Below are 24,586 nucleotides of genomic sequence, written 5' to 3'. Positions count from 1 at the left end.
CTGGCCGACGTGTTCCGCGTCACCGCCTATCGCACCGGGCACGAGCATCGCATGATCATCGTGCCTTGGGCCGGCGTGTGAGCGCGATGGAATCAGATATCCGCCAGCGCCAGCGCCAGACGCTCGAGCGCCGCGTCGTTGAGCGGCAGGCCGAAGCGCAGCAGATCATCCGCCCAATCGAAGCGCCGGCACCAGATTCGCCGTCGCGCCAGCGTCGTATGATAGGCTGACGCATGGCGATGCCTGACCAGACGAAACAACGCCGTGCCACCGACAGCCGCAAACCCGGCGGTCTGCAAGACAGCGTCGAGCTTCGCGGCCTGTTCGCGCAATTTATCGCGCGTCTCGCTCGCCCATCGCTCGTTCTGCAGGTGTCGGTGGAGAAGGGAGGAACGCATCACGTCGTGGAGGTTGGCTGTGCAATCGCAGTGGCGCGTCGCTTGTGTGCGCATCCCCAGGTTCCCGATCGCCGCGGTGTGGCAGCGCGCAATCGTCGAGGGGAACGGGTCGCTCCTGATGCCCCCGGGGTCCGACGAACAACTCCTCCTGCCGATGGGATTGGAGGACGTGGTGGCGCCACGACACATGGCGCCCCAGCACATGGCGCCCCAGCACATGGCGCCCCAGCACATGGCGCCACGCTCGCCCACAAGCGACGTTGCGCCGAACCGGCCATCGGGCGCGACGAATTCCTCCTGCCCCCCCGGCGGAGCGGGGGGCGGGAGCGGGGCGACGACGCCCACCCCCCCCGGCGCGAGCCCGCGCGCCGCAATGCCACCGCGCCCCGGGGGGCCTAACGCCCCCGGCGCACCTAACGCCTCCGGCATCCCTCACGCCTCCGGCACCCCTCACGCCTCCGGCGCGCCTCACGCCTCCGGCGCGCCTCACGCCCCCGGCGCACCTAACGCCCCCGGCGCACCTAACGCCCCGGGCGCACCTAACGCCCCGGGCGCACCTAACGCCCCGGGCGCACCTAACGCCCCGGGTGCCGGCGGCGTCCTCCCGTCCCCCTCCTCCCCCCCACCACCCCCCCTCCCTCACTGGGACGCCCTCCCCGTCGCCCTCCTCGAGGGGCAGCGGGTGCGCGCAGCGACGGCGGCGGCGGGAGACGCGCGGATCCGGGCCGGGATGACGATCGCCGAGGCACGCTCACGCTGCGCGTCGCTGCGCGTGGCCCACTGGGACGAGGAGACCATCGCCCGCGCCGTGACGCGGGCCAGTGCCGCCTTCGTGCAGGCGAGCCCGCAAGTCACCCCGGCGGCGGGGGCCCCGGGAACCTGGTGGATCGGGGCCAGCGGGCTCGACGCGTTGGGCGGCGAGGCGGCACTGGCCCGGCGCCTCCTCGCCATCGCCCGGCGCTGGCACCCGGGGGCGCGCGTCGGGATCGCCGACTCCTGCGTGGCAGCGCGCGCCGCCACCTGGGCCACGGGACATCCCGCGCGCGAACTCCGGCGCGCCGCAGGCACGCACGCAGGCACACACGCAGGCGACGCTCCGGACGACGCAATCGTCATCGTCCCCCCCGGCGGCTGCGCCCGCTACCTCGCCTCCGCCCCGCTGGGGTTGGTCCCGATGGACGAGGAACTCCGCGAGACACTGCAGGCACTCGGCGTGCGCACGGCGGGAGCATTCGCGACACTGGCCACCGAGGACGTGGAACGCCGCTGGGGCGCGAACGGGGTGGCGGCATGGCACCTGGCGCGCGGTGAAGACCCACGGCGCCCCGTGCTGGCCCGGCTCGACGCCCCGCGCGCGGTGACCGCCGAGTTGTCGCCGAGCGTCCCGACCATGGAGCCGATCCTCTTCCTCGTACGGGCCGCTCTCGATCGTTTGGTCCAGGACCTGGTGCGGGACGGACGGGCGGCGGCGGTCGTGGCCATCACCCTCTCGCTCGACGACGCACGCGGGGCCCTCCCTGCCCCCACGCACACCCACACCGTCACGCGCGAGGTGCGCCTCCCGCGCCCCCTGGCCCGTGTGGCCCCGCTCCTGGAGCGGTGCCGGGCCCTCCTGGAGGAGTGGACGCTGCAGGCGCCGGTATGCGCCGTCGCCGTCGCGGTGACGGCGACCGCACCGCTGCAGGGCGCCCAGGGCGAACTGCTCGACCCGGCCTGGCGTGACCCGGCCGCCGCCGACGCCGCCTTCGCCCGCCTCCGCTCGGCGTTAGGCACGGGCGCCATCGTCCGCCCCGTGCTGCGCGACACGCACCGGCCGGACCGGGCCGGGGCATGGGAGCGCGTCGAGGAGGTGGCAAGCGCGCAACCCGACGGGAAACGGGAATCAGGAGACGGGGGTGCGGCGTGGGGCGCCGCGTCCGCGACGAAGCAGCAGGAGACGACGTCCACGTCGCCTTCACGCACCGACGTACCGCGCACCGACGTACCACGCACCGACGTACCGCGCACCGACGTGCCACGCGAACTCTCCCTCGTCCGCGAACGCTCGCCGGCCGCCTATCGCCCTCCGGGAGGGGAGCGCCCGGCGGCGCCCTCTTCCATCTCTCTCCCCCACCCCCCAGCCCTCCGCCAGCTCGACCCCCCGGAGCGCGCCGAGGTGCGCACCGCCGACGGCATCGCCGATGGTCCCCCGCGCGCCATCCGCTGGCGACAGCAGGTGATCAAGGTGGGGCGCGCCATCGGCCCCGAACGCCTCACGGGCGACTGGTGGGACGCCGGCTACGCCCGCGACTACTGGCGCTGCGAGGATACCACCGGTACCACCCACCTCGTCCTCTACCGCGACTGCACCGCCAGCGGCAACGCCTGGTACATCCACGGCTGGTACGACTGATCCCCGTCGCCCCCTCTCGTCTTCTCGTCTTCTCGTCTTCTGTTGTTCATAGAACTCCACTGCCACTCCGTCTTCTCCCTCCTCGACGGCGCCTCCGAGCCGGAGGCGCTCGTGGCGCGCGCGAAGGCGTTGGGCATGCCGGCGCTGGCCCTCACCGACCACGACGACCTGGGGGGAGCGGTGCGCTTCGCCCAGGCGGCGCGCGAGGCCGGGATCGGCGGGATCCTCGGCTGCGAACTCACCCTCGAGGTGGACGGCACCCCCACGCACCTCGTCCTCCTGGCCGAATCGCGCACGGGGTACGGCAACATCGCCTCGCTCATCACCCGCGGGCGGATGGACAACCCGCGCGGGAGTCCGCGCGTCACGCTCGACACCCTGGCCCGGCACGCCGACGGGATCTTCGCCCTCACCGGGTGCCCCGGGGGCTGGGTCCCGTCGCGCATCGCCGCCGGTGACCTCGACGGGGCGTGCGAAGCGGCCGCCACCCTCCTCGACCTCTTCGAGGGGCGCCTCGCCATCGAGGTGTGGGACCACCACCTCCCCGAGGAGCGGGCGCTGGTCCGGCACCTCATCCCGCTGGCGAAATCGTTAGGCATCCCCTGGGTGGTGACCAACGACGTGCACTACGCCCTCCCCACGGGACGCATCGTGCACGACGTGCTGTCGACGCTGCGGCACGAACGGACGCTCGACACGATGGGGAGGCGCCTGCGCCCCAACGGAGAGTGGTACCTCAAGGGATACCAGCAGCTGCAACGCCGCTGGCGCGGCGATGACGCCGGGCTGCGGGCCAGCACCGCCATCGCCGAACGGTGCACCTTCCGCCTCGAGGACCTGCGCCCCTCGCTCCCCACCTTCCCCCTCCCCCCCGGCGTGAGCGCCGACGAATACCTCGCCCGCCTCGTCGAACAGGGGATGCGCGAGCGCTGGGGCGACCGCTGCACCGACCGGCACCGCGCGCAGGTGGCGCACGAACTCCACACCATCCGGCGCCTGGGGCTCGCGGGGTACTTCCTGATCGTGTGGGACATCGTCCGCTTCGCCCACCGCGAAGGGGTACTCTGCCAGGGGCGCGGCTCGGCGGCCAATTCCGCCGTCTGCTATTGCCTCGGCATCACCGCCGTCGACCCCATCCGTCTCGAACTCCTCTTCGAGCGCTTCCTGAGCGAGGAGCGGCAGGAGGCCCCCGATATCGACATCGACTTCGCCCACCGCGACCGCGAGAAGGTGCTGCAGTACGTCTACGAGCGCTACGGGCGCGAGCATGCCGCCATGGTGTGCGAGCAGATCACCTATCGGGGCCGCTCGGCGGTGCGCGATGCGGCGCGCGTGCTGGGATTCTCGGTGCAGCAGGCCGACGTGCTGAGCGCGCTCAGCGATCGCTTCTCGGCCCGGGCGACGGCCGAGGCGCTGCGGACGGGGACGGCGCCCGCCGACATGCTGGCACGCGAGTACGACCTCGACCCGCAGAGCGACCGCCCCGGGATCCCCGACGACCCACGCAGGAAGCAGGAGGAGTGGAGCGCCGAGCGGCTGCTGGCGGAGCGCGTGGGACAGGGGATGGTCCACGGCACCGAGGCGGTGAGCCGGATGCGCGAGGAGAAGGAGGCGCACAGGCGATCGAAGGGCTACGAGCCGTTCGGCAACGCCAACGCGCAGGTCACGCTGCAGCAGAACGCCCGCAACCGGGCGCTGGCCGGGCGGCTGGAGGCCGGGGGGCAACCGTTAGGCACCCCATCCCCCCGTCCCCCATCCGGCCTCGCCTCCACCATCCTCTCCCAGGCCGGCCTCGACCCGAACGACCGCCGGGTGCACGTCCTTCCCGACATCGTCGAGGGACTGCACCAGGCACCCCGCCATCGCTCCATCCACGTGGGCGGCTTCGTCCTCACCGCCGAGCCGCTGCGCACGGTGGTCCCGATCGAGCCGGCCTCGATGCCGAACCGCACGGTGATCCAGTGGGAGCGCGACGACCTCGACCCGGTGGGGCTGGTCAAGATCGACTTGCTGGGCCTCGGGATGCTGACGGTGCTGCAGGACTGCCTCAAGTACATCCGGGCGGCACGCGGCGTGACCATCGACCTGGGGCAGCTCGACATGACGGACCAGGCGGTGTACGACGACCTGTGCGCCGCCGACACCATCGGCGTCTTCCAGGTGGAGAGCCGGGCGCAGATGAACACGCTCCCGCGCCTCAAGCCGCGCTCCTTCTACGACCTGGTGGTGGAGGTCGCCCTCATCCGCCCGGGACCGATCCAGGGAGAGATGGTGCACCCGTACCTCCGGCGGCGCGCCGGCGAGGAGGAGGTGACCTACCCGCACCCCGCGGTGGAGCCGATCCTCAAGCGCACGTTAGGCGTCCCGCTCTTCCAGGAGCAGGGGATGCAGGTGGCGATCGCCGCCGCTGGCTTCACCCCCGGCGAGGCAGACAACCTGCGCCGTGCGATGGGGCACAAGCGCTCGCGCGAGCGGATGGCGGCCATCTGCGAGAAGCTGATCACGGGGATGGCGCGCAACGGGATTCCCGAGGACGTCGCGCGCCGGATCTACAACCAGATCAACGCCTTCGCCGACTACGGCTTCCCCGAGTCGCACTCGGCGAGCTTCGCGCTGATCGTGTATGCCTCGGCCTACCTGCGGCACTACTACGCGCCGGAATTCACCGCGGCGATCCTGAACGCGCAGCCGATGGGGTTCTACTCGGTGGGGACGCTGATCGAGGACGCCAAGCGGCACGGCGTGGAGGTGCGCCCGGTCGACCTCACGTGCTCGGCGTGGGATCACGCGCTGGAGCTGGCGAGTGGCGACGTGGTGGTGCCGAGGGGAGTGGAGGTGGGGATCCGGCGAGGGGTGGACGCCGGTGCGGAGGGCAGCGTTAGGCCCGACGGAAGGCGGGAGACGGAGGAGAGTCAGGAGACGGGAGACGGGAGATGGGAGCGCGCGCGGAGCGCCGCGCGCGAACACGCGCGAACACGCGCGCGAACACGCGCGCGAACACGCGCGCGAACACGCGCGCGAACACGCGCGCGAACACGCGCGGGACGGGACGCCCGCGCCGCGGGCCCCCGCCGTGCGCCTCGGCCTCCGCCTCGTCCACGGCCTCGGCGCCGCCGCGCGCGAGAAGCTCGAGCGTGCCCTCGGCGAGGGCCCCTTCCGCGACATTACCGACGTCGTGCGGCGCGCCAACCTCGACCAGCGCGCCCTCCGTGCCCTCGCCGAGGCCGGGGCGTTCGACCGCATGGTCCCCGACGTCCCCCCCGCCGAACGCCGGCGTGTCGCCCTCTGGCGCGTCCTCGAGGCGGTCCGCGGCGATGCGGGCCCCCTCGCCCCGTCGCGCTCGCGCCCCACCCGCCCTCCCCTCCCGGCCATGTCGCGCCTCGAGACCACCGACGCCGACTATCGCCTCACCGGCCTCTCGCTCAACGGCCACCCGATGCGGCACCTGCGCGAACTCCTCCGCCCGAACGGCGTCCGCACCACCCGCGAGCTGCAACAATCCGGGCGCGACGGCGAGCACGTGGCCCACGCGGGGCTCGTGATCTGCCGCCAGCGCCCCGGAACGGCCAAGGGCTTCGTCTTCCTCTCGTTGGAGGACGAGACCGGGATCCTCAACGTCGTCGTCACCCCGAGGCGCTTCGAACGGCAGGCCCTCATGATCTCCACCTCTCCCCTCCTCCTCGTCCGCGGGACGCTGCAGGTGGAGGGCGGGGTGGTGAACCTGCGGGGCGAGCGCTTCACCCCACTCAAGGCCGATGCCGGCGAGGCGTGGGCCCGGAGTCACGACTTCCACTAGCCGACGGCCGGCCGCGACAGGCGCCAGCCGCAGCGCAGGATAAGGCCGTTCTAACGCCGAGACGGGAGGACGAACGCCGCCTTCCGGCTACGCGTACTTTCGGGAGCGCCCCACGATCCCCCTCCCCGCCACCGCCCTGGTGAAAGCGACGTGCCTGCCCCCCGCCCCCCTGTCTCCCCCATGACCACGGCGCGCGCCGCCACGCACGCGGCCGCGCTCGTCGCCGCCCTCGCCCTCACCGCCCTGGTTCCGGCGCACGCCAGCGCGCAGCGCCCCGCGCCGACCGGCCCCGCCGCCCGCGGGCCATCGGCAGCTGCAATCCGCCCCGAGGGACACCGCGCGGCCGACGCACGGCGCGAGCTCCTCGCCATTCCCGTCGAGGCGGGCATTCGCGTGGACGGCATCCTCGACGATGCCGCATGGCGCCAGAACGCCCCGTCCTCCGACTTCGTGCAGGCGGAACCGCTGGAGGGACGTCCCGCGACCGAGCGCACCGACGTCTGGATCGCCTTCGATGCCGACTACCTGTACATCGCCGCGCACCTGCACGACTCGCAGCCGGACGCGACGATCACCACCGACATCCGGAAGGACTTCAAGGAGGAGGACCAGGACGACTTCGAGGTCCTCCTCGACACCTTCGGCGACCGGCGCAACGGCTACGTCTTCAGCACGAACGTCGAGGGGGCGCGTCACGACCGGCAGGTCGCCCTCGAAGGGCGCGAGGTGAACCAGAGCTGGGACGCCGTGTGGGACGTGCGCACGCAACGCGCAGCCGACGGGTGGAGCGTGGAGATGCGCATCCCCTTCCGGGCCCTGCGGTTCGACCAGGCCTCCCGGCAACCGTGGGGCGTCAACTTCTCGCGGCACATCCGCCGCAAGAACGAAGTGGACTTCTGGTCCCCGGTCCCGCGCGCCTTCAACCTGAATCGCGTCTCCCTCGCCGGGAACGTCGTCGGGCTCCGCGTGGGGAGCGCCGGCCGCGACCTGCGCGTGAAGCCCTACATCGCCGGGAACACGGTGCGCGCCCTTGGCACCACCACCGCCCCTTCCCCCCGCTTCTCCCGCGACGTGGACGTCGGCGCCGACCTCAAGGCCGCCATCACGCCCGGGCTGACGCTCGACGTGACCCTCAACCCCGACTTCGGCCAGGCCGAGGCCGACGAGCAGCAGGTCAACCTCACGCAGTTCTCGCTCTTCCTCCCCGAGAAGCGCGACTTCTTCCTCGAGAACTCGGGCGTGTTCTACATTGGCGATGCCGCCCGCAACAACCGCGTGAACACCGTCCCCACCCCCGACGAGGACAACCTCCTCTTCTTCTCGCGGCGCATCGGCCTCTCCTCCACCGGGGTGCAGGTTCCGATCGACGGCGGATTGCGCCTGACGGGTAGGCTCACCGAGTCATCGCGCCTTGGCATCCTGTCGATCAACGAGCGCGGCGACGACGCCAACCGGCGCGCCAACTCCAGCGTGTTCCGCTTCCGGCAGAATCTCGGGCGGGTCGGCAACGACCTCGGCGTCTTCGCCATGCAGCGCATCAACCTCGGGGGGCCGGACACCGGGGCCGTGCGCGGGCGCGGCGACTACGTCAATCGCGTCTACGGCATCGACAACAACCTGCGCCTCTTCCGCACCCTCGACTGGAACTCCTACGTCGTGCGCACCGAGGCCACCGGGGCCGGCGCCGGCGGCTACGCATGGCGCTCGACGGTCAACCGCGAGGGCAACTTCTTCCACGCCAAGGGCGGCATGATGCAGCTTGGCCCGGGCTTCCAGAACGACCTGGGCTACTATCGCCGCACCGACATCCGGAAGTACCTCCTCGATACCGGACTGCGCCCGCGCTCCGACTGGCTCCGCGCGCACGGCGTCCGCGAGTTCCACCCGCACATCGTGTGGGACTACCAGGAGGATCTCGAGACCGGCGACATGGTGTCGAAGAACCTGCACACCGGCTGGTCGGCCTTCTTCAACAACGGCGCCGTCGTCGAGCTCTCCGCCAACCCGCGCTACAATCGCCTGCTCGTCCCCTTCAAGCCGAACGCGAAGATGGCGGAGCCCATTCCCGCCGGGGGCTACGGCTGGACCGACTGGATGGTCTACATCGTCAGCGACCAGAGCCGCCCGATCTCCACCGACACCCGCATCATCTGGGGCGGGCTCTACGCGGGGAGCCAGCGCACCGTCAACGGCTCCGTCACGATACGCGCCGGCTACCGCCTGCGCGCCACCCTCGGCGTGCAACGCACCGCCGCCACGCTCGACCGCCCCAACGTCGCCTTCGTGAACAACCTCGTCACGGCCAAGCTGAACTACTCGTTCACCACGAACATGTTCATCGACGCCCTGTCACAGTACGACGAGGTGACCCGGCAGTTCAACGCCAACGTGCGCTTCAACCTCATCCACCATCCGTTGAGCGACCTGTTCATCGTCTACAACGACCAGCGCATCATCACCCCCGATGCCCCGGTCCCGGGACGCGCCCTGATCGTGAAGTTCACGCAGATGCTGGCGTTCTAGGATCGGCGAGCGCCCGACCCACCGCATGGCGCGCCCCGCACCCATACCCGCACCCACGCGGGAGCGGGGCGCGCCGCGTTCCGGTGGTCCGGCCTGGCGCCTCCCGCCTAACGCCCCCCGGCGAACTCCTCGAAGCGCTGGTTCCCGATGCGATAGCGCCGCCAGTCCTGGTAGTCGAAGTGCCACCACTCGGCCTCGTACACGGTGAACCCCTCCCCCTCCATCGCCGAGCGCAGGATCTCCCGCAACGCCCGCTGCCGCGACGTCCCCCCGGGATAGTCGGGATACGAGCGGTCCGACATCTCGTCATACCCGCCCGTGGTCACCACCGGCTCGCCGGTGCGCAGGTCGTACATCGTGAGGTCGACCGCGCAGCCGCGGTTGTGGCGCGAGCCCTGGGCGGGGTCGGCGACGAAGGTGTGCTTGTCTTCCGGCGTCCCGTCCCAGAACATCTTCGTCACGTACCAGGGACGGTAGCCGTCGTGGATCAGCAGGCCGTAGCCTAACGACTTCAGCTTCCGGTGCGCGCGCACGAGGGCCTCGGCGGCCGGGCGCTGCAGGAAGGCGCGCGCCTGGGTGTAGACCGGGACACTGAGGAAGTTGCGGTCGGTCGCGTAGCGCACGTCCAGCCGGATGGTGGAATCGAGCGTGGTGAGCTCGACCAGGTCACTCGGCCGGAAGTCGCCCTCCTCGACGGGCGGACGCGCGGCCAGCGCCTCCGAGCGCAACTGGTCCACCGGCTTCACCGGCGTGATGCGGAAGACGTCACCGTTCTCCCCGACCCAGGTGCGCCGGGGGAATGCCACGCTCGCCGCCACCACCTGCGTCGCCCGGCCATGTGCGTCGCGCGTGAAGACGAGCCGCTCACCGGCGTACAGCCCCGAGGGCGGGAAGGCATACACGTCGTCGGACACCCGGGTGAGGGGGTACTCGAAGAACCACTCGACGAGCGCCGTCAGGCGCCCTCCCTTCTCGAGGATATAGAGGACGTTGTGGTCCCACCCGTACTCCCCCACCAGGCCGCGCCAGGCCACCGGCGGCGCGGGAGGGAGCCGGGTGCCTTGCGGCTGGCGACGATAGCGCGTGCCATCGACGTACAGGGCGTCGCCGCGCCGCCAGACCCGCGTGCCGTACGACATGCCGTCGTCGGCCATCAGCGTGTCGCCCCGCCACTGGCGCAGCCCCTGGGGGTGGTCCATCGCCGTCGAGGACAACGTCGCGTGCGAATCGCGCACGACGACCTCGACCACCGTGTCCCCGCGCACGTAGCGCCCCGCGAACGCCGCGGCCACCGCGCGGGTCGTGGCCGCCGTCGTGTCGAGCGACGGGAGCGCCCGCTGCGCGCGCGCGGCCAGCATCAGCCGCAACGCCTCGTCGGCGAAGCGCGCGGTCAGCGCGTTCATCCCGTCCCGCGCCGCGCTCACCGCGACGCCGAGCTTCTCGTCAGGCAGGGCCGTCAGCTGGGTGGCGAAGCCGTAGATGGCCCCGCCGTGGCTCACCGTGCGCCGCCCCTCGAGGGCGCCGACCACGAACCCGATCCCGGCGCCGCGCCGCGCGCCGCGGGGCGCGTACTGCGGCTGCCACATGGCCTCGAGCGTGGCCGCCTGCAGCACCGACCCGCCGGCCCCGCGCCCCCCGGCAAAGAGGGCGCTCATGAAGCGCGCCAGGTCGGGCATCGTGCTGTACATGCTCCCCGCCGGCGCCATCCCCAGCTGGAAACCGGGGGCGTCGAAGGTGCGCCCGTGCAGCGTCCACATCTGTCCCTTCGCCAGGCGCGCGACCAGATCCAGACGGGGGTCGAAGGCGCTGGAGGCCAGCCCCAGCGGCTGCAACACCGCCTCGGCCAGGTACGCGGGAAACGGACGACCGCTGTGCCGTTCCAGGAAGTATCCCACGACCGCGATGGCCGCGTTGGAATACTTCCGGCGCGTCTCCGGGGGATAGACGAGCGCCGTCTGGTTGAGCGACGCGACCGTCGCCGCCAGCGTCGTCCCGCGATCGTCGAAGTAGTGCCCGGCCGGCGGCTCGCGCACCAGCCCCGAGTAGTGCGACATGAGCTGGCGCAGCGTGATCGCCTTGCCCGACGGATTGCGCGGGCGGAAATCCGGCAGGTACCGCGCGATGGGGGCATCGAGATCCACCTCGCCCCGCTCCACCAGCTGCATGACCCCGATGTCGGTGAACAGCTTCGAGACCGAGCCCACGCGGTACACCGTCGTCGCGTCGGCCTGTCGGTGGGTGGCTGGGTCTTCCTCGCCGAATCCCGCCGCCCACACCGTCTGCTGGTCGTCGACGAGGGCGATGGAGAGGGCGGGAATGGCCTTGTCGCGCATTTCGCGCTCGATGAAGGCACTGAGCCTGCGCGCCACCTCGGTGTAATGCGCATCGGGGCCGATGGTCCTGGCCTGGGCGCCGGTACGCGCCCACGGCGCCAGCGTCAGGGCCAGGGCAGTCGCGACGGCGGCCGCGCGCCGGCGCCGCGTCGTGGGCACGATCATCACGGGCGTTCCTGGTTGCGGGGGTGAGGAGGAAGGAAACGCACCGTGCCCCGCAGGCGCAATGCGCGTCCACGGGGCACGGGGGTGTGAGTGGGGGACTCACGAACTACGCATTGCCCGGCGGCCTAACCCGCGATGCCCGGGTTGTTCAGCCGCTCGACGTCGGGAAGCGGGAGGCACTTGTTCGCGCCGTAGGTGCCGCCGCCATTGGGGAACGGGGCGCCGACCGCCGGCTTCAGGGGGACGTTGAAGCGAATCGTGTCGTAGAGCCGGTGTCCCTCCACGAACAGCTCGCGACGACGCTCCTCCTGGACCTGCGCCTGGATCTCCGCCTCCACCGTGCTGGCGAACGGCGCGAGCGAGTGGCGCGCGCGCAGCTGGTTGATGATCCCGACCGCCACCTGTCCGCCAGCCACCTCGGCCTGGATCAGCCGGGCCTCGCGCCACGTGGCGACCGGGAGCGGGTCGGTGAGCGACTTGTACTTCTGCTGCGTCCACAGCCGCACCGTCGGCATCGACGCCCCGCGCCCGGCATCCACCACCGGGACGCGCGGGTCGGGGACGCCGTTGACCGTCAGGTTGCGATACTGCGAGTCGACGGTCACGGTCCCGTTGGTGTTGTTGAAGCGGAACAGGCGATTCTCGGCTCGCCCCGCGGCGGCGCTGGTGCGGGCGTTGAAGACGAAGTTGTCGGGCACCTGCGCGGCATCGGCCGCGGCCTCGGCCTTCTTGCCCAGGTTGATGCGGGCGCGCGCACGCCCGACCAGCGCCATGCTCTTCACGTCCGCCGGCACCCCCGGCGTGTCGATGGCGCGGGTGAAGCGCTGCTCGGCGAGGGCGAAGACCGCCGCCGGCTGCAACTCCGGCCCGAGGTCGAACGCGGCAGAGCAGAACATCTCCCCCATCATGATGTACGAGTAGCCGGCGTAGGCGGCCGAGCGGGCGATCAGGGCCGCGCGTCCCGGCACCTCCGTGTCCGACCATCCATCCAGCAGGCGCAACGCCTGGTCGGACTGGAAACGGGCGGTCGAGATCGGCGTGTAGACACCGAAACCGCCGCACCCGCCGGTCGAGTACAGCGACGTGGAGGGGAAGTTGGTGCGGCGGTCGATGTCCCAGGTGGCCGCGTTCGCCTGCGAGTCGGAGAACTCGTCGGTGAGCGTGGAGCCCGTCAGGATGAAGTTGCCGTACGCGCACTCGAAGTCGGCCACCGCACCGGCCACCAGCACCGGGGCGTTGGCGGCGTTGAGGAGCGTCGACTCGAGGATGCGGCTCGGGGCATCGGCCTCGAGCAGGGTACTGCACGCGGTCAGGGCTCCGCTGCCGATCGAGGCGGCCGCGAGGGCCACTCCCGTCCGGGCAATCCGCCGCGCGCGCGAAATGGAGCATCGGGTCATCATGCTATCTCTCCTGGCGTCGTCGAACGGAAGGGGTCAGAACGTGAGCGAGAGCGAGAACATCACCTGGGCCAGTGGCGGCACCTGGGCCTGCTCGGTGCGCGCGAACTGCTCGAGGGTGAAGAAGTTCTCGGGATCGGTGCCCCCGTAGGACGTCCACAGCGCCAGGTTGCGCCCGGACAGCGTGACGGACCCGGTGCGCGCCCCGACGAGCTGGGCCCAGCGCGGCGCCATGGTGTACCCCACCGAGACTTCGCGCAGCCGAGTGAAGCTCGCGTCCTGGTAGATCCAGTGGCGGAGGATGTTCGACGACTGGATCTGCGCCACGTAGACCGGGTCGTACTTCTCCGGCTCGAGGTTGGCGAGGCACTGGTTGAAGACCTGGCAGCGCGCGCGGTCGTTGTTGTTCAGGATCCGGTTGCCGCCCTTGAAGTCGAACTGTGCGTACAGGCGCCACGAGCGGTACAGCGTGACGGTCGAGTTGAACGATCCCTCGAGGCTCGGGTCGGGACGCCCGATGTAGACGCGCGGTGCGTTGGGCTGGCCGGAGGCCGTCAGGCATGCCACCGTCCCCCCCTGGCCGTCGTCGCACATCATGTTGATGGCGCGCTTCGACACCGGGTCGTAGTCGGCCTTCACGACCTTCAGGTCGTAGTAGGAGGCCACCGGCTTGCCGATGATGTGCCGCTGCGCGCCGACCTGGATGAACTTGGTCCCGTTCTGGTCCACGGCCAGCGGCAGGTTGCCCAGGTCGGTCACCTCGTTGTCGTTCTTCGAGATGTTGAAGCCGAAGTCGACGTTGAAGTCGTTGCTCGAGTACGCGTTGAAGCGCGACGCCAGCTCGACCCCCTGGCTCCGGATCCCGCCGATGTTGATGAATCGCGATCCGGAGAAGCCCGACGACGGCGCGACCGACTGCGACAGGATCCCGTCGGTGGTGTTGCGGCGGTAGAACGTGAGGTCGGCGCTCAGTCGCTCGTTCAGGAAGGCGCCGTCGAAGCCGAACTCGATCTCCGAGCCGCGCTCCGGCTTGAGGTTCGGGTTCCCGAGCGACTGCGGCGTCACCGCCGAGCCGCCGTCACCGCCGGTGGTGGCGGCGTAGGTGCGAAGCGCCGAGTTGACCGCCGGCTGCTGGCCGGTCTGGCCGTACGCGGCGCGCAGCTTGAGCTGGTTGATCCAGCCGAGCTTGAACCACGGCTCCTCGTTGATGACCCAGGTGCCGGCAATCTTCGGGTAGGTCGTCCAGGAGAAGTCCTCGCCGAACGCCGAGTTGTTGTCGACGCGCACGGCCGCGGTGACGTACATGCGGTCGTTGAGGTTGAACTGCTCCTGGCCATAGAAGCCGAGCGTGGAGTTCTCGAAGAAGTCCTCGCCGCCGAAGGTGGTCGCCGCGGCGTCGACGAGCGTGAGTCCGCCCGCCGGGAAGCCTTCACCACGCGCCGACAGCGCGTACGTCTGCCGCTTGAAGTACTGCGCACCGAAGGACGTCGACGTCTGGAAGCCGAAGAGCACCTGCTTGAGGGTCGCGGCATAGTCGAGCGAGGTCACCGACAGCTCGCGCCGGCGGGTGAGCTTCGTCCCGTTCTGGTCCGTCGGGTTCCCGAAGAACTGGCGGAAGAAGGGACCCATGCGCTGGGTCTGGTTGACGTTGTTCTCGCCGGTGAAGTCGTTGCCGACGACCAGGCGCTGGCTGAGCCACGTTCCCAGGCGATGGTTGACCTGGACGGATCCCGTGGTGCGCTTCACGTCCTGGAACTGCTTGAACGCCCCCCAGAACGCCTCCGGCGGGGCGGAGTAGTATCCGCGGCGGAGCTTCTCGGCATCGGTGATCGGCGCCTGGCCGAAGTAGAGCGAGAACCACGCGCCTCCGCCGGCCTCGAGCGGGACGTTGATGCTACCCTGCATCGTGTTGAACGACGCCTGGATGTCGAGCGACTTGTACGGCGAGATGGAGACGTTCCCCGCGCCGGCCCAGCGCCACAAGTGGTTGGTGGGCTCGATCCCCTTGTTGTTGTCGTAGGTGCCGGTGAAGTTGTACCGGGCGACGTCGGTCCCCCCGTTGATCCCGAGACTGTAGGCCTGCGAGAGCCCCGCCTGGAAGAGCTCCGCGCCGCGCGCCTCCTCGACCGCCACCGGATTCCACGTGGCGATGGAGCCGTCGGGCATGCGACGGTACGTCTTGCCGATGCGCCCCTCGGCCCCCTGGAACCAGTTCTGCCCGAGTCGGGTGTTGAGCGACGTGACGGCGCGTCCGGCCTTGCCGCGCTTGGTGACGATCTGGATGACGCCGTTGTTCGCCTCCGTTCCGTACAGCGTTGCCGCTGACGGGCCCTTGATGACTTCGATGCTCTCGATGTTCTCGGGATCGAGGTCGTTGAGGCGCGAGATCACCCCCGACGAGAAGAACTGCGAGCGCGGCCCCTCGGAGACGTCGTTGGGGACGCGAATGCCGTCGATGTAGATGAGGGGCTGGTCGTTGAGCGAGAGCGACGCGGCCCCGCGCACGCGGATGCGCGGCCCCGAGCCGACGGCCCCCGACCCGCCCATCAGGACCACCCCCGGCGCGCGCCCGTTGATCAGCCCCGAGACGTCGGGCGACGGGGCGATCTGCTGCACCGAGGCGGCATCGACCTTGGTCACCGAGTTCCCGATGGCGCGCTTCTCCACCGGCTCGGCCGTCCCGGTGATGACCAGTTCGCTGAGCGTCGCCACCTGCTCGGTGATGGTCACGCGGATGTCGGTGTGGCCGACGCGCACCACCTGGGACGCGGGGCGGTAGCCGATGCGTCGCACCTGCAGCGTCACCTGCGTCCCGCTCACCCCGGTGATGCGGAAGCCGCCGCTGGCGTCGCTGAGGGCTCCCAGCGACGTCCCCTCGACGGAGACCTGGGCGCCGTCGACCCCGCGCAGGGTGCGGGCGTCGACGACGGTCCCGGCGACCACCCCACCCTGGGCCCGGGCGGTCGTCGGTGCGAGGGCGGCAAGTATCGCGAGCAGGGTGGACCAACGTCGCAGTGCCGCTGGCACCGGCGCGGGTCGCGCTGGGCCGATCCGACAATCACGCGTCATGTGGCTCCTCCGGGGGCGGTGGGGGTGGAGCCGGCGGGGCGAGCCGGCAGGGGAGAGTGGAGTACGCGGAAATGTATACAATTCTAGCGCCAAATTGGTAGGCGTTCATGGGCGCGTCAACCCGGGCGCGTCAACCCGGGCGCGTCAACCCGGGCGCGTCAACCCGGGCGCGTCAACCCCGCGGGCCCCGCCGAGGTCCCCCTCCCCCCGCCGGCGCCCGCACGCCGGCGCCGCTCTCCCTTACCCCGCCCGTCCCGCCCGGCGCGACCGCCACCACAGGTACGCCGGCGCCCCCAGCAGCACGACGCCGATCCCCAGCGCGGACTGCCGCGGCTGCTCCACGATGGTGTTGAGGACGATCGCCGCCGCCGCGAGCACGAACACGACGGGCGTCACCGGATAGCCGGGAACGCGAAACGGCCGCTCCGCCGCCGGGCGCTTGATACGCAGCGCGATCACCGCCGCCGCGCCCAACGCATAGAAGATCCACCCCACGAACACCACGTACGTCAGCAGCTGCTCGAACGTCCCGCTCAGCGCGAGGACGATCGCCCACGCGCAGCTGGCCATGATCGCCAGCGCCGGCGTCCCGAAGCGCGGGTGTACCTCCGCCAGCTGCCTGAAGAACAGGCCGTCCCGCGCCATGGAGTAGTACACCCGCGGCGAGGTGATCACGGTGGCGTGGGCCGCGCTGTACATCGAGATGATGATGGCCAGCGCGATGACCCCGCCCGCGGCGGGACCCAGCACCTGCGCCACCGCCTCGCCGGCCACGCGCTCCGACGCCGCCACCCGCGCCGGCCCCAGGGCCGCCAGGTAGGCGAAGTTGGCCACCAGGTAGATCACGATCAGCGTCGCCGTGCCGAGGACGATCGCCCGCGGGAAGGAACGCTGCGGGTCGGTCGACTCCCCGGTCGCGAAGGTCACGTACTGCCACCCCTCGTACGCCCAAAGCACCGCGATGATCGAGAGCCCCACCCCCGAGAACGACGCCCCGGTGACCGGGGCGGCGGCCGGGGCCGACGCCACCGCCGCGGACGCGCCCCCGTCGCCTAACGCGAAGAGGATCGCGGACATGAGCAGGATCGCGACGACCTTGATGCCGGTCGCCATGTTCTGCACGGACGCGCTCTCGCGCGTGCCGCGCACGTTGATCACCGCCATCAGCACGATCAGCGCCGTCGCGATCCCCTTCCTCGCCACCGGCGACAGCACGGCGAACTGCCCCATGTAGTTGGCCGCCGCCACCGCCAGCGTCGCCACCGTCCCGCTCCCGATCACGAAGAACAGCGTCCAGCCGTACAGGAACGCCGGGAACGCGCCGAACCCGTCGCGAATGAAGGCGTACAGCCCCCCCGATCCGCGGTCCATGGCGCCCAGCTCGGCGTACGAGAGCGCCCCCAGGAGCGACAGGAGGCCGCCCACCAGCCAGACCGCGCTGGCCACGGGGACGGACTCCCCGCTCTGGCGAAGGACGGTCGACGGGACGAGAAAGATCCCGCTCCCGATGACGTTCCCGATGACGAGCAGGGTGAGGTCAGTCGTGCCTAACGTGCGTTTGAGCGCACCGGTCATGGATCGGCCGTGGTTGGGGTCGCGGAGGAAGCGGGCGGCAAGCTGCCCCGCGGGCACCGCGCCCGCAAGGGTGCGCCCCGGCCGGCGCGCTCCCTACGCCTCCAGCGCCTGCAGGTCGGCCGGAGTGTCGATGTCCCGTGGCGCGTCCGCATCGACCGCGACCCGCACCACGCGATCGCCCATCGCCGCCAGCAGCGTCCGCGCCCCGGCATCGCCGGCCAGCGCCCGCAGCCGGCGTCGCATGGTCCCGTCGAACAGCACCGGGTTCCCTTGCCCGTCGCGGTAGATCGGGACGACGGCCGCCGCGTTGCAGCCGCGCCACGCCTCGGCCAGCCGCCGCAGGACGTCCACCTCCACGAAGGGCTGGTCGCCCAGCGCCACGAAGAAGGCGTCGCACGTGGCGGGGAGCGCCTCGACCCCGACGCGCAGCGAGGCGCTGAGGCCGCGCGCCGGCTCCGGGTTCACCACGACCTCGGCGCCGGTGCCGGCGAGCGCCCCGCGCACCCCCTCGGCCGCCCCGCCCCCCACGACCACGACCGGCGCGGCTCCGGCGCGCACCAGGCGGTCCACGACGTGCCTAACGACCGGCACGCCGCGGAGCGGCACGAGCACCTTGTCGCCGCCGAACCGCTCGGCACGCCCGGCCGCCAGCACCACGGCGCCGATCACGCCCCCTCCTCCATCGCCCGCCGGTGGAGGTGCACCGCCGCGTGCATCACCGTCAACGGCAGCCGGATGCAATTCATCCGCATCTGCGGGATGCGCGCGTCCAGCGACCGCAGGATGTCGTCGACCAGCAGCGTCTCCACCTCGTCCAGCGGCGCGTTGCGCACCAGGTCGGTCAGCATCGACGCCGAGGCGACACAGATGGCGCATGCATTGGCCGTGAAGCGCGCGTCGCGCACCACGTCGCCGTCGAGCAGGAGCTGGATCCGCACCCGGTCCCCGCACAACGGGTTCGCCCCCTCCTGCGAGATCGTCGCGTTCGGCAGCGCCCCCTGGTTGTGCGGATGGCGGAAGTGCTCGATGACGATGGGGCCGTAGGGCGTGCTCATCGTCACTCCACCGCGCCGCGCTCGCGCGCCGCGCGATATGGCGGAAAGCGGAACGCCATGTCGCGCGTCAGGAAGCCGCCGTGCCCCAGCGCCGCCACCTCGCGCGCCCCCACTCGCTCGCCGGTGAGGAGGCGCGGGAGGACGAGGTCGAAGACGGTGGCCTGCGAAAAGAGCCCACAGGCCGGCATCCCGACGATCGGGACGTCGCCGGCCCGCGCCAGCCAGAAGAGCGAGCCCGGGTGCGCCGGCGCGCCATGCCGCTCCATCGTCGCCCCGATGCGCGCCAACGCCTCGAACGCGGGGTCGAGCGGGTCCATGGGGCGCGACCCGGCGAGCGCCACGATCTCGGCACCCTCCGCCAGCATCCGCGCCAGCCCGGCGGCCACGGCGCCCGGCTCGGGCGGCACGAAGGCCGGGGACAGGAGTCGCGAACCGAACCACTCGACCTTCTCGCCCAGCGCCTGCTCGAAACGCGCCATCGCCCGCGCACCTAACGATTCCTGGACCACGGCGCCGATCGTCACGGGCCGGAACGCCCGCACCGCCACCACGCCGCCGGCCGCGCGCGCCGACGTCTCGCCGCGCACGAGCGTCGCCTCGTCGATCGCGAAGGGGACGATCTTGGCGCGCGCCACCACCTCGCCGCGGTCCACCACCTGCCCGTCGTACAGCGTGTAGATGCAGAGCCCCTCGACCAGGTTCACCTCCTCCAGCGCCGCCCGCCGCACCTCGAGCAGCCCCCGGTGCATCGATTCCAGCGGCCACGCCCCCGCGCCCGGCGCGCGGACGGCGACGCCCGCCCCGGCCGCGGCCGTCGCCAGGCGGCTCCCCGCGACCCCCTCGAGGACGTCGCCGGGCCCCGGGACCAGGAGGTGCAACTCGCGCCACGCAAGGGGTTGCAGCTGCTCGATCACCGCCGCATCGAGGACGCCGCCCTTGGCCAGGACCACCCGCCCCGCGGCGTCGCGCACGTCGTGGGCCACCACCTGCCCCGGCGCGAGCGCCTCGCTCCCCTCCTCGCGGGTGTGACGGAAGGCCCTCACTCGGCGCCTGCCCCCCCCGCCCGCCGGCGGTCGCGCATCGCCCCGCCCCCCCGCCCGCGCTCCACCGCTACCGCCTCGGCGAGGACGCTCAGGGCGATCTCCGCCGAGCTGCGGGCCCCGATGTCGAGGCCGATGGGAATCCGGACGCGCGCCAGTCGCTCCGGCGCCACCCCTTCCTCGGCCAGGAAGTCGAGCATCGCCTTGCCGCGCCGGGTGCTCCCGAGGCAACCCACATACGCCGCGTCCGACGCCAGGACCGCGCGGAGCACCGGGAGGTCGTACTTGTAGTCGTGGGACAGCAGGACCACGAGCGTGTGCGCCCCCAACGGCAGCCGCTCGGCGATTTCCGACGGCATCCCCACGATGAGTTCGTCGACGGCGGGAAAGCGCTCGCGCGTGGCGAAGCGCTCGCGCCCGTCCACCACCACCGTGCGCAACCCCAGCACCCCCGCCAGCTCCACGAGCGGCATCGCCACGTGCGTGGCCCCGAACACGACGAGCGTGAGGGGTGGGGCGTGCAGCTCGAAGTACAGGCGCACCGCCTCCCCGGCGGCGCGCACCATCGCCGTCCCCGAACGGGCACTGCCAAAATACGCGCTGCATGCCGCGACCGCCGCGGCATCGAGCGCCGCGTCGCCCAGCGTCCCCTCGCGCCCGCCGGGCTCGAAGACGACGAGGCGATCGTTCCGCCCGTCGAGGGGCGCGACGATCACCGCGCGCCGCCCCGCCTCCACCTCGCCCCGTGCCACCCGGAGCGCGCGAGCGATCGGATCGGCCGGCTCGGCGGCGTTGACCGGCTCGATCAGCACCTCGACCGACCCGCCGCAAGTCATCCCCAGCGCCCAGGCGTCCTCGTCGCCTAACGACATCTGCACCAGCGCCGGCCGCCCTTCGGCGAGGACGCGCGCCGACTCCTCGATCACGCGGGCATCCACGCACCCGCCAATCGTCACCGCGCCGACGATCGCGCCGCTCGCGTCCACCCACATCTTGGCCCCCGCCTCCTTGGGCGACGTGCCGTCGGTGGCGATCAGGGTGGCGACCGCGGCCGGTCCGGGCGGGAGGGAGAGCGTGTCGGTCATGACAGGAAGATGGCGATGCGGCACCCGGGGTGGCGAGGGGAGCGACGCCCGGTGGCCCCTACAGGGTGAGGTGGCGCACCAGGCGCTCGAGCGCGTCGAGGTTGTGTCCCGGCGCCAGGATGTCGATGTACGGGAGCGCCGCCTGCATGCCGCGGGTCGCCGGGGTGTAGTCGGCCGCGCCCATCAGCGGGTTCAGCCAGATGACGCGCCCCGCACGATCGTGCAGCGCGTGCATCGCGGAGGCAAGGTCCTCCGGATCGCCGACGTCCCAGCCATCACTCAGGACGAGGACGATCGTGCGCCGGTCGACGAGCGCCGCGTGGCCTTCGATGAAGGCCTGCAGGGAGGCCCCGATGCGCGTCCCTCCCGAGAAGTCCTGGACCTCGCGCCCCAGGTCGCGCAGCGCGTCGCGGTAGCGCACGCCCTGCAGGAGCGGAGTGAGGCGCGTGAGCCGAGTGGAGAAGGCGAAGCTCTCCACGCGGGCAAAGGTGTTCTGCAGCGCGTGGAGGAACTGGAGCAGGACGCGGGCGTACAGCTCCATCGACCCCGACACATCGCACAGGGCCACCAGCGAGGTGCGGCGCCGCTTCCGCGACCGGCGCTCGAGGCGCAGCAATTCCCCCGCGGTGCGGAGCGAGGCGCGCACCGTCCGGCGCAGGTCGATGCGCTCGCCGCGCCGCGCCGACTTCCATCGCCGGCTGCGCCGGAGCGCGAGCCGGCGCGCCATCCGACGGGCGAGCGCACGGAACGCCTCCTCGTCGTCGGCGCCGTACAGGGCGAAGTCCCGGCTGCCTAACGATTCCCGGTCGCTGGCGGCGCGCACCGGGATCACCTCCCCGGTCTCGACGTCGGAGGGCCTCATCCAGTTCTGCAGCGACACCGGGGGCGGCCGGCGCGCGCCCGGTGGCGCGTTGCCCGCGAGCTCGCGCCGCGGCCCGGGAAGGGGGATCGGTGACGCGACGCCCGCCGCGATGCCCCAGGCGTCGTCGAACGCCGCGTCGAACGCGTCGAAATCCTCGCGACGGTTCACCAGCACCGTGCGCAGCGCCAACCGGACTTCGTCACGATCCCCGAGGTCCACCTGACCCAGTGCTCGCGCCGCGTCGATCGACTCGGCGGGCGTCGCGGCGACCCCGCGCTCCCGGAGGGCGCGACACAACGACACGACGCGTGCCACGAGGTCGGCCGGGACCGGCGCGTCGTCGACGACAGGACGCTCGGCGCTCACCGGCTCACCCCCTAGCCGGCAAAGGACGCCAGGGCCGGGAGCCGCCCCGCGGCGAGCTCACGCTCCAGCACCTGGAAATCGCCGTCGTCCTTCAGGACACATCCCATCGTCTCGCGCACGACGTCCACGTCGAGGTGGTCCGCGTGCAGCGCCACCAGCGCCGCCGCCCAGTCGAGCGACTCGGCAATCCCCGGGTGTTTCGCCAGGCGCATCTTCCGCAGGGATTGCAGCACGCCCGTGATCTCGCGGGCGAGCTGCTCGCTCAGCCCGGGGACCTTCGTGCGGACGATCCGCAGCTCCTTCTCGAAGCTGGGATGATCGATCCACAGGTAGAGACAGCGACGCCGCAGCGCCTCGGACAGCTCGCGCGTGCGGTTGGACGTCAGCACCACCACCGGGCGTGCCTCGGCACGGATCGTCCCCAGCTCCGGGATCGTCACCTGGAAGTCGGAGAGGATCTCGAGGAGGAAGGCCTCGAACTCCTCGTCGCTCCGGTCGACCTCGTCGATGAGGAGGACGGGCGGGCGTCCCGTGTGCGTGATGGCGGCGAGCAGCGGGCGCTTGAGGAGGAACGACTCGCTGAAGAGCGAGGCTTCCTTCTCGGCCAGCGTGCCGGGGGCGTGCTCGCCGAGCTTGATGTGAAGGAGCTGACGCGGGTAGTTCCACTCGTACAACGCCGTGTTCGCGTCGAGCCCCTCGTAGCACTGCAGGCGGATGAGGTCGGCGCCAAGCGCGCTCGCCAGCACCTTGGCGATCTCGGTCTTCCCGACGCCCGGATGCCCCTCGACCAGCAGCGGCTTTCCCAGGGCCGAGGCGAGGAAGATCGATGTCGCGATCTGGCGATCGGTGATGTACGCCTCGCGCTCCATCACCTCCTGGATCCTGCGAATCTCGTCTTTCACCAGAGCCTCACCTCGCGCCTTTCCCTCGCATGGCGTCACCCGACCACGACGGTCGGCGCCCTGGGGAGAAGAAGTCAGGAATTCCCTCGTTCCGCCGGAGAATCGCCCGATGTAACGAGTCCGTCACACCGGGACACGTCGGTTCGTGACCGCAGCGTTCGTAACAGATTTCCTCGTGAATTGTAACGGCCGCCACGTGCGGCCGCCGCGTGCGTGATGCCCCGCACCCCTTCTACCCCCCGGACCATTTCCAGTCTCATGCGTTCGATCAATCGGGTCGCCATCCCGTTCACCGTCCTCCTCCTCATGGCCGCTTCCGCGGAGGCACAGCGGGGTCGGGCGACCCCGGCGCGTGCCGCGAACCGGGACACGACGTTGGCGTCGGCCGGCGCCGAGGCGGCACCCCGCGCCGTGGTGACGCACGATTCGACCACGCGACGCGACGCGCAAGGGTCGGCCGCACAGAAGCCCGGGGCCAGGCCCTGGTATGAGAAGATCTCGTTGCGCGGCTACACGCAGGTGCGCTACAACCGGCTGCTCGAGACGAACGAGGGGCTCTCCTGCGCGCAGTGCGACCGATCCATCGGCAACAACGGCGGCTTCTTCCTTCGGCGGGGGCGCCTCGTGTTCAGCGGCGACCTGCATCCGCGTGTCTCGTTCTACATCCAGCCCGACTTCGGGGCCGAAGCGGCGGGCGGACAGAACTACCTGCAGATCCGCGATGCCTACTTCGACGTGAACCTCGACGCGCGGAAGGCGCACCGGCTCCGCATCGGCCAGAGCAAGGTGCCGTACGGCTTCGAGAACCTGCAGTCGTCGTCGAACCGCCTCCCGCTCGACCGCAACGATGCCCTCAACAGCGCCATGCCTAACGAGCGCGACATCGGGGTGTTCTACTACTACGCCGGCGCCGAGGCCAGGAAGCGCTTCCGGATCCTGACCGACAGCGGGCTCAAGGGGTCGGGCGACTATGGCGTGCTCGGGGTGGGGGTGATGAACGGCCAGACGGCGAACCGCGCGGAGGCGAACAACTCGCTGCACGCGGTTGCCCGCCTCACCTATCCATGGCGCCTCCCCAGCGGGCAGTTCGTGGAGACGAGCGTGCAGGCGTACCGCGGCCGTTTCGTGGTGCCGTCGAAGTCGAGCGGCGTCGCCGCGCGCCCCGAGTACGACGACGAGCGCATCGCCGCCACGCTCGTGTGGTATGCGCAGCCGTTCGGCGTCGTCGCCGAGTACAACTGGGGGAGGGGGCCGGAGTTCGTCGCCGCGACGCACGCCATCGAGGATCGCCGGCTGCAGGGTGGCTTCGTGCAGTCGATGTACCGCTGGCAGGGGCACGGGCAGGTGATCCAACCCTTTGCCCGGCTGCATTCCTACCATGGCGGGAAGAAGATCGAGCAGGACGCGAAGCACTACGAGGTGCACGAGTTCGAGGCGGGGATCGAGTGGCTCCCCTTCAGCGCCCTCGAGCTCACCGCGCAGTACACCGTTTCGGACCGCGTCTTCGAGGACAATGCGACCATCGGCAATCGCCAACAGGGGCGCTTCCTCCGGCTGCAGGCGCAGTTCAACTATTGAGGAGAGGGGAGACGGGAGGGGGGAGACGGGAGGTCGGTGGCGCGAGTGGG

The 24,586-nt window shown here is 71.4% G+C and carries 15 protein-coding genes; 4 read left to right on the top strand and 11 right to left on the bottom strand.

The window, feature by feature from the left end; all coding sequences use genetic code 11:
- Positions 1-92 precede the first annotated feature (92 nt).
- Positions 93-743 (bottom strand): hypothetical protein, encoded by a 651-nt coding sequence (locus ABS52_18670; protein ODT00370.1) that lies wholly within the window; start codon positions 741-743, stop codon positions 93-95.
- 337 nt (positions 744-1,080) lie between these two features.
- Between ABS52_18670 and ABS52_18665 the strand changes: the two genes are divergently transcribed.
- Genes ABS52_18665 through ABS52_18655 form a run of 3 tightly spaced genes read left to right on the top strand, consistent with a single transcriptional unit; the run spans position 1,081 to position 9,109 of the window.
- Positions 1,081-2,790, top strand: a complete 1,710-nt coding sequence (locus ABS52_18665) for a hypothetical protein (protein ODT00369.1) — start codon at positions 1,081-1,083, stop codon at positions 2,788-2,790.
- A gap of 42 nt (positions 2,791-2,832) precedes the next feature.
- Entirely contained in the window at positions 2,833-6,729 is a 3,897-nt protein-coding gene (locus ABS52_18660; protein ODT00368.1) for a hypothetical protein, read from the top strand.
- A gap of 37 nt (positions 6,730-6,766) precedes the next feature.
- Positions 6,767-9,109, top strand: coding sequence for a hypothetical protein (locus ABS52_18655; GenBank protein ODT00367.1), 2,343 nt, complete (start codon positions 6,767-6,769; stop codon positions 9,107-9,109).
- Between the two features lie 107 nt (positions 9,110-9,216).
- Here the strand turns inward: ABS52_18655 and ABS52_18650 are convergent, their stop codons facing one another.
- The 10 genes from ABS52_18650 to ABS52_18605 all read right to left on the bottom strand — a co-directional run bounded on the left by ABS52_18650 (position 9,217) and on the right by ABS52_18605 (position 22,925).
- A complete protein-coding gene (locus ABS52_18650; GenBank protein ID ODT00372.1) occupies positions 9,217-9,846 on the bottom strand; it encodes a D-alanyl-D-alanine dipeptidase in 630 nt (209 codons plus the stop codon).
- 1,886 nt (positions 9,847-11,732) lie between these two features.
- Entirely contained in the window at positions 11,733-12,956 is a 1,224-nt protein-coding gene (locus ABS52_18645; GenBank protein ID ODT00366.1) for a hypothetical protein, read from the bottom strand.
- An 84-nt stretch (positions 12,957-13,040) separates the two neighbouring features.
- The gene (locus ABS52_18640) at positions 13,041-15,947 is read right to left on the bottom strand and encodes a hypothetical protein (GenBank protein ODT00365.1); all 2,907 of its coding nucleotides are present in this window, start codon (positions 15,945-15,947) and stop codon (positions 13,041-13,043) included.
- Positions 15,948-16,313: 366 nt separating this feature from the next.
- Positions 16,314-17,648, bottom strand: coding sequence for an amino acid transporter (locus ABS52_18635; GenBank protein ODT00364.1), 1,335 nt, complete (start codon positions 17,646-17,648; stop codon positions 16,314-16,316).
- Between the two features lie 93 nt (positions 17,649-17,741).
- Complete coding sequence (locus ABS52_18630; GenBank protein ID ODT00363.1) at positions 17,742-18,317, bottom strand: hypothetical protein; 576 nt, start codon at positions 18,315-18,317, stop codon at positions 17,742-17,744.
- Positions 18,314-18,703 (bottom strand): hypothetical protein, encoded by a 390-nt coding sequence (locus tag ABS52_18625; protein ODT00362.1) that lies wholly within the window; start codon positions 18,701-18,703, stop codon positions 18,314-18,316. Before ABS52_18625 ends, ABS52_18630 begins: the two co-directional genes overlap by 4 nt.
- A 2-nt stretch (positions 18,704-18,705) precedes the next feature.
- Positions 18,706-19,746, bottom strand: coding sequence for a hypothetical protein (locus ABS52_18620; protein ODT00361.1), 1,041 nt, complete (start codon positions 19,744-19,746; stop codon positions 18,706-18,708).
- Positions 19,743-20,828: a hypothetical protein gene (locus ABS52_18615; protein ODT00360.1), complete on the bottom strand. Its 1,086-nt coding sequence runs from the start codon at positions 20,826-20,828 to the stop codon at positions 19,743-19,745. Before ABS52_18615 ends, ABS52_18620 begins: the two co-directional genes overlap by 4 nt.
- A 58-nt stretch (positions 20,829-20,886) precedes the next feature.
- The gene (locus tag ABS52_18610; GenBank protein ODT00359.1) at positions 20,887-22,056 is read right to left on the bottom strand and encodes a hypothetical protein; all 1,170 of its coding nucleotides are present in this window, start codon (positions 22,054-22,056) and stop codon (positions 20,887-20,889) included.
- Positions 22,057-22,067: 11 nt separating this feature from the next.
- Positions 22,068-22,925 (bottom strand): ATPase, encoded by an 858-nt coding sequence (locus ABS52_18605; protein ODT00358.1) that lies wholly within the window; start codon positions 22,923-22,925, stop codon positions 22,068-22,070.
- A 447-nt stretch (positions 22,926-23,372) separates the two neighbouring features.
- Between ABS52_18605 and ABS52_18600 the strand changes: the two genes are divergently transcribed.
- A complete protein-coding gene (locus ABS52_18600; GenBank protein ODT00371.1) occupies positions 23,373-24,536 on the top strand; it encodes a porin in 1,164 nt (387 codons plus the stop codon).
- The last annotated feature ends 50 nt before the right edge of the window (positions 24,537-24,586 follow it).

It is taken from the genome of Gemmatimonadetes bacterium SCN 70-22, assembly GCA_001724275.1.
Classification (GTDB): Bacteria; Gemmatimonadota; Gemmatimonadetes; order Gemmatimonadales; family Gemmatimonadaceae; genus SCN-70-22.
Note: the sequence above shows the minus strand (reverse complement) of the source record. Positions and strands in the feature narration are given on the sequence as shown.

Bases quoted from the DNA above. Each gene is read 5' to 3' on its own strand.
- ABS52_18655 (ODT00367.1), top strand. From the start codon at position 6,767: ATGACCACGGCGCGCGCCGCCACGCACGCGGCCGCGCTCGTCGCCGCC.
- ABS52_18605 (ODT00358.1), bottom strand. From the start codon at position 22,925: ATGGAGCGCGAGGCGTACATCACCGATCGCCAGATCGCGACATCGATC.
- ABS52_18635 (ODT00364.1), bottom strand. From the start codon at position 17,648: ATGACCGGTGCGCTCAAACGCACGTTAGGCACGACTGACCTCACCCTG.
- ABS52_18615 (ODT00360.1), bottom strand. From the start codon at position 20,828: ATGACCGACACGCTCTCCCTCCCGCCCGGACCGGCCGCGGTCGCCACC.
- ABS52_18625 (ODT00362.1), bottom strand. From the start codon at position 18,703: ATGAGCACGCCCTACGGCCCCATCGTCATCGAGCACTTCCGCCATCCG.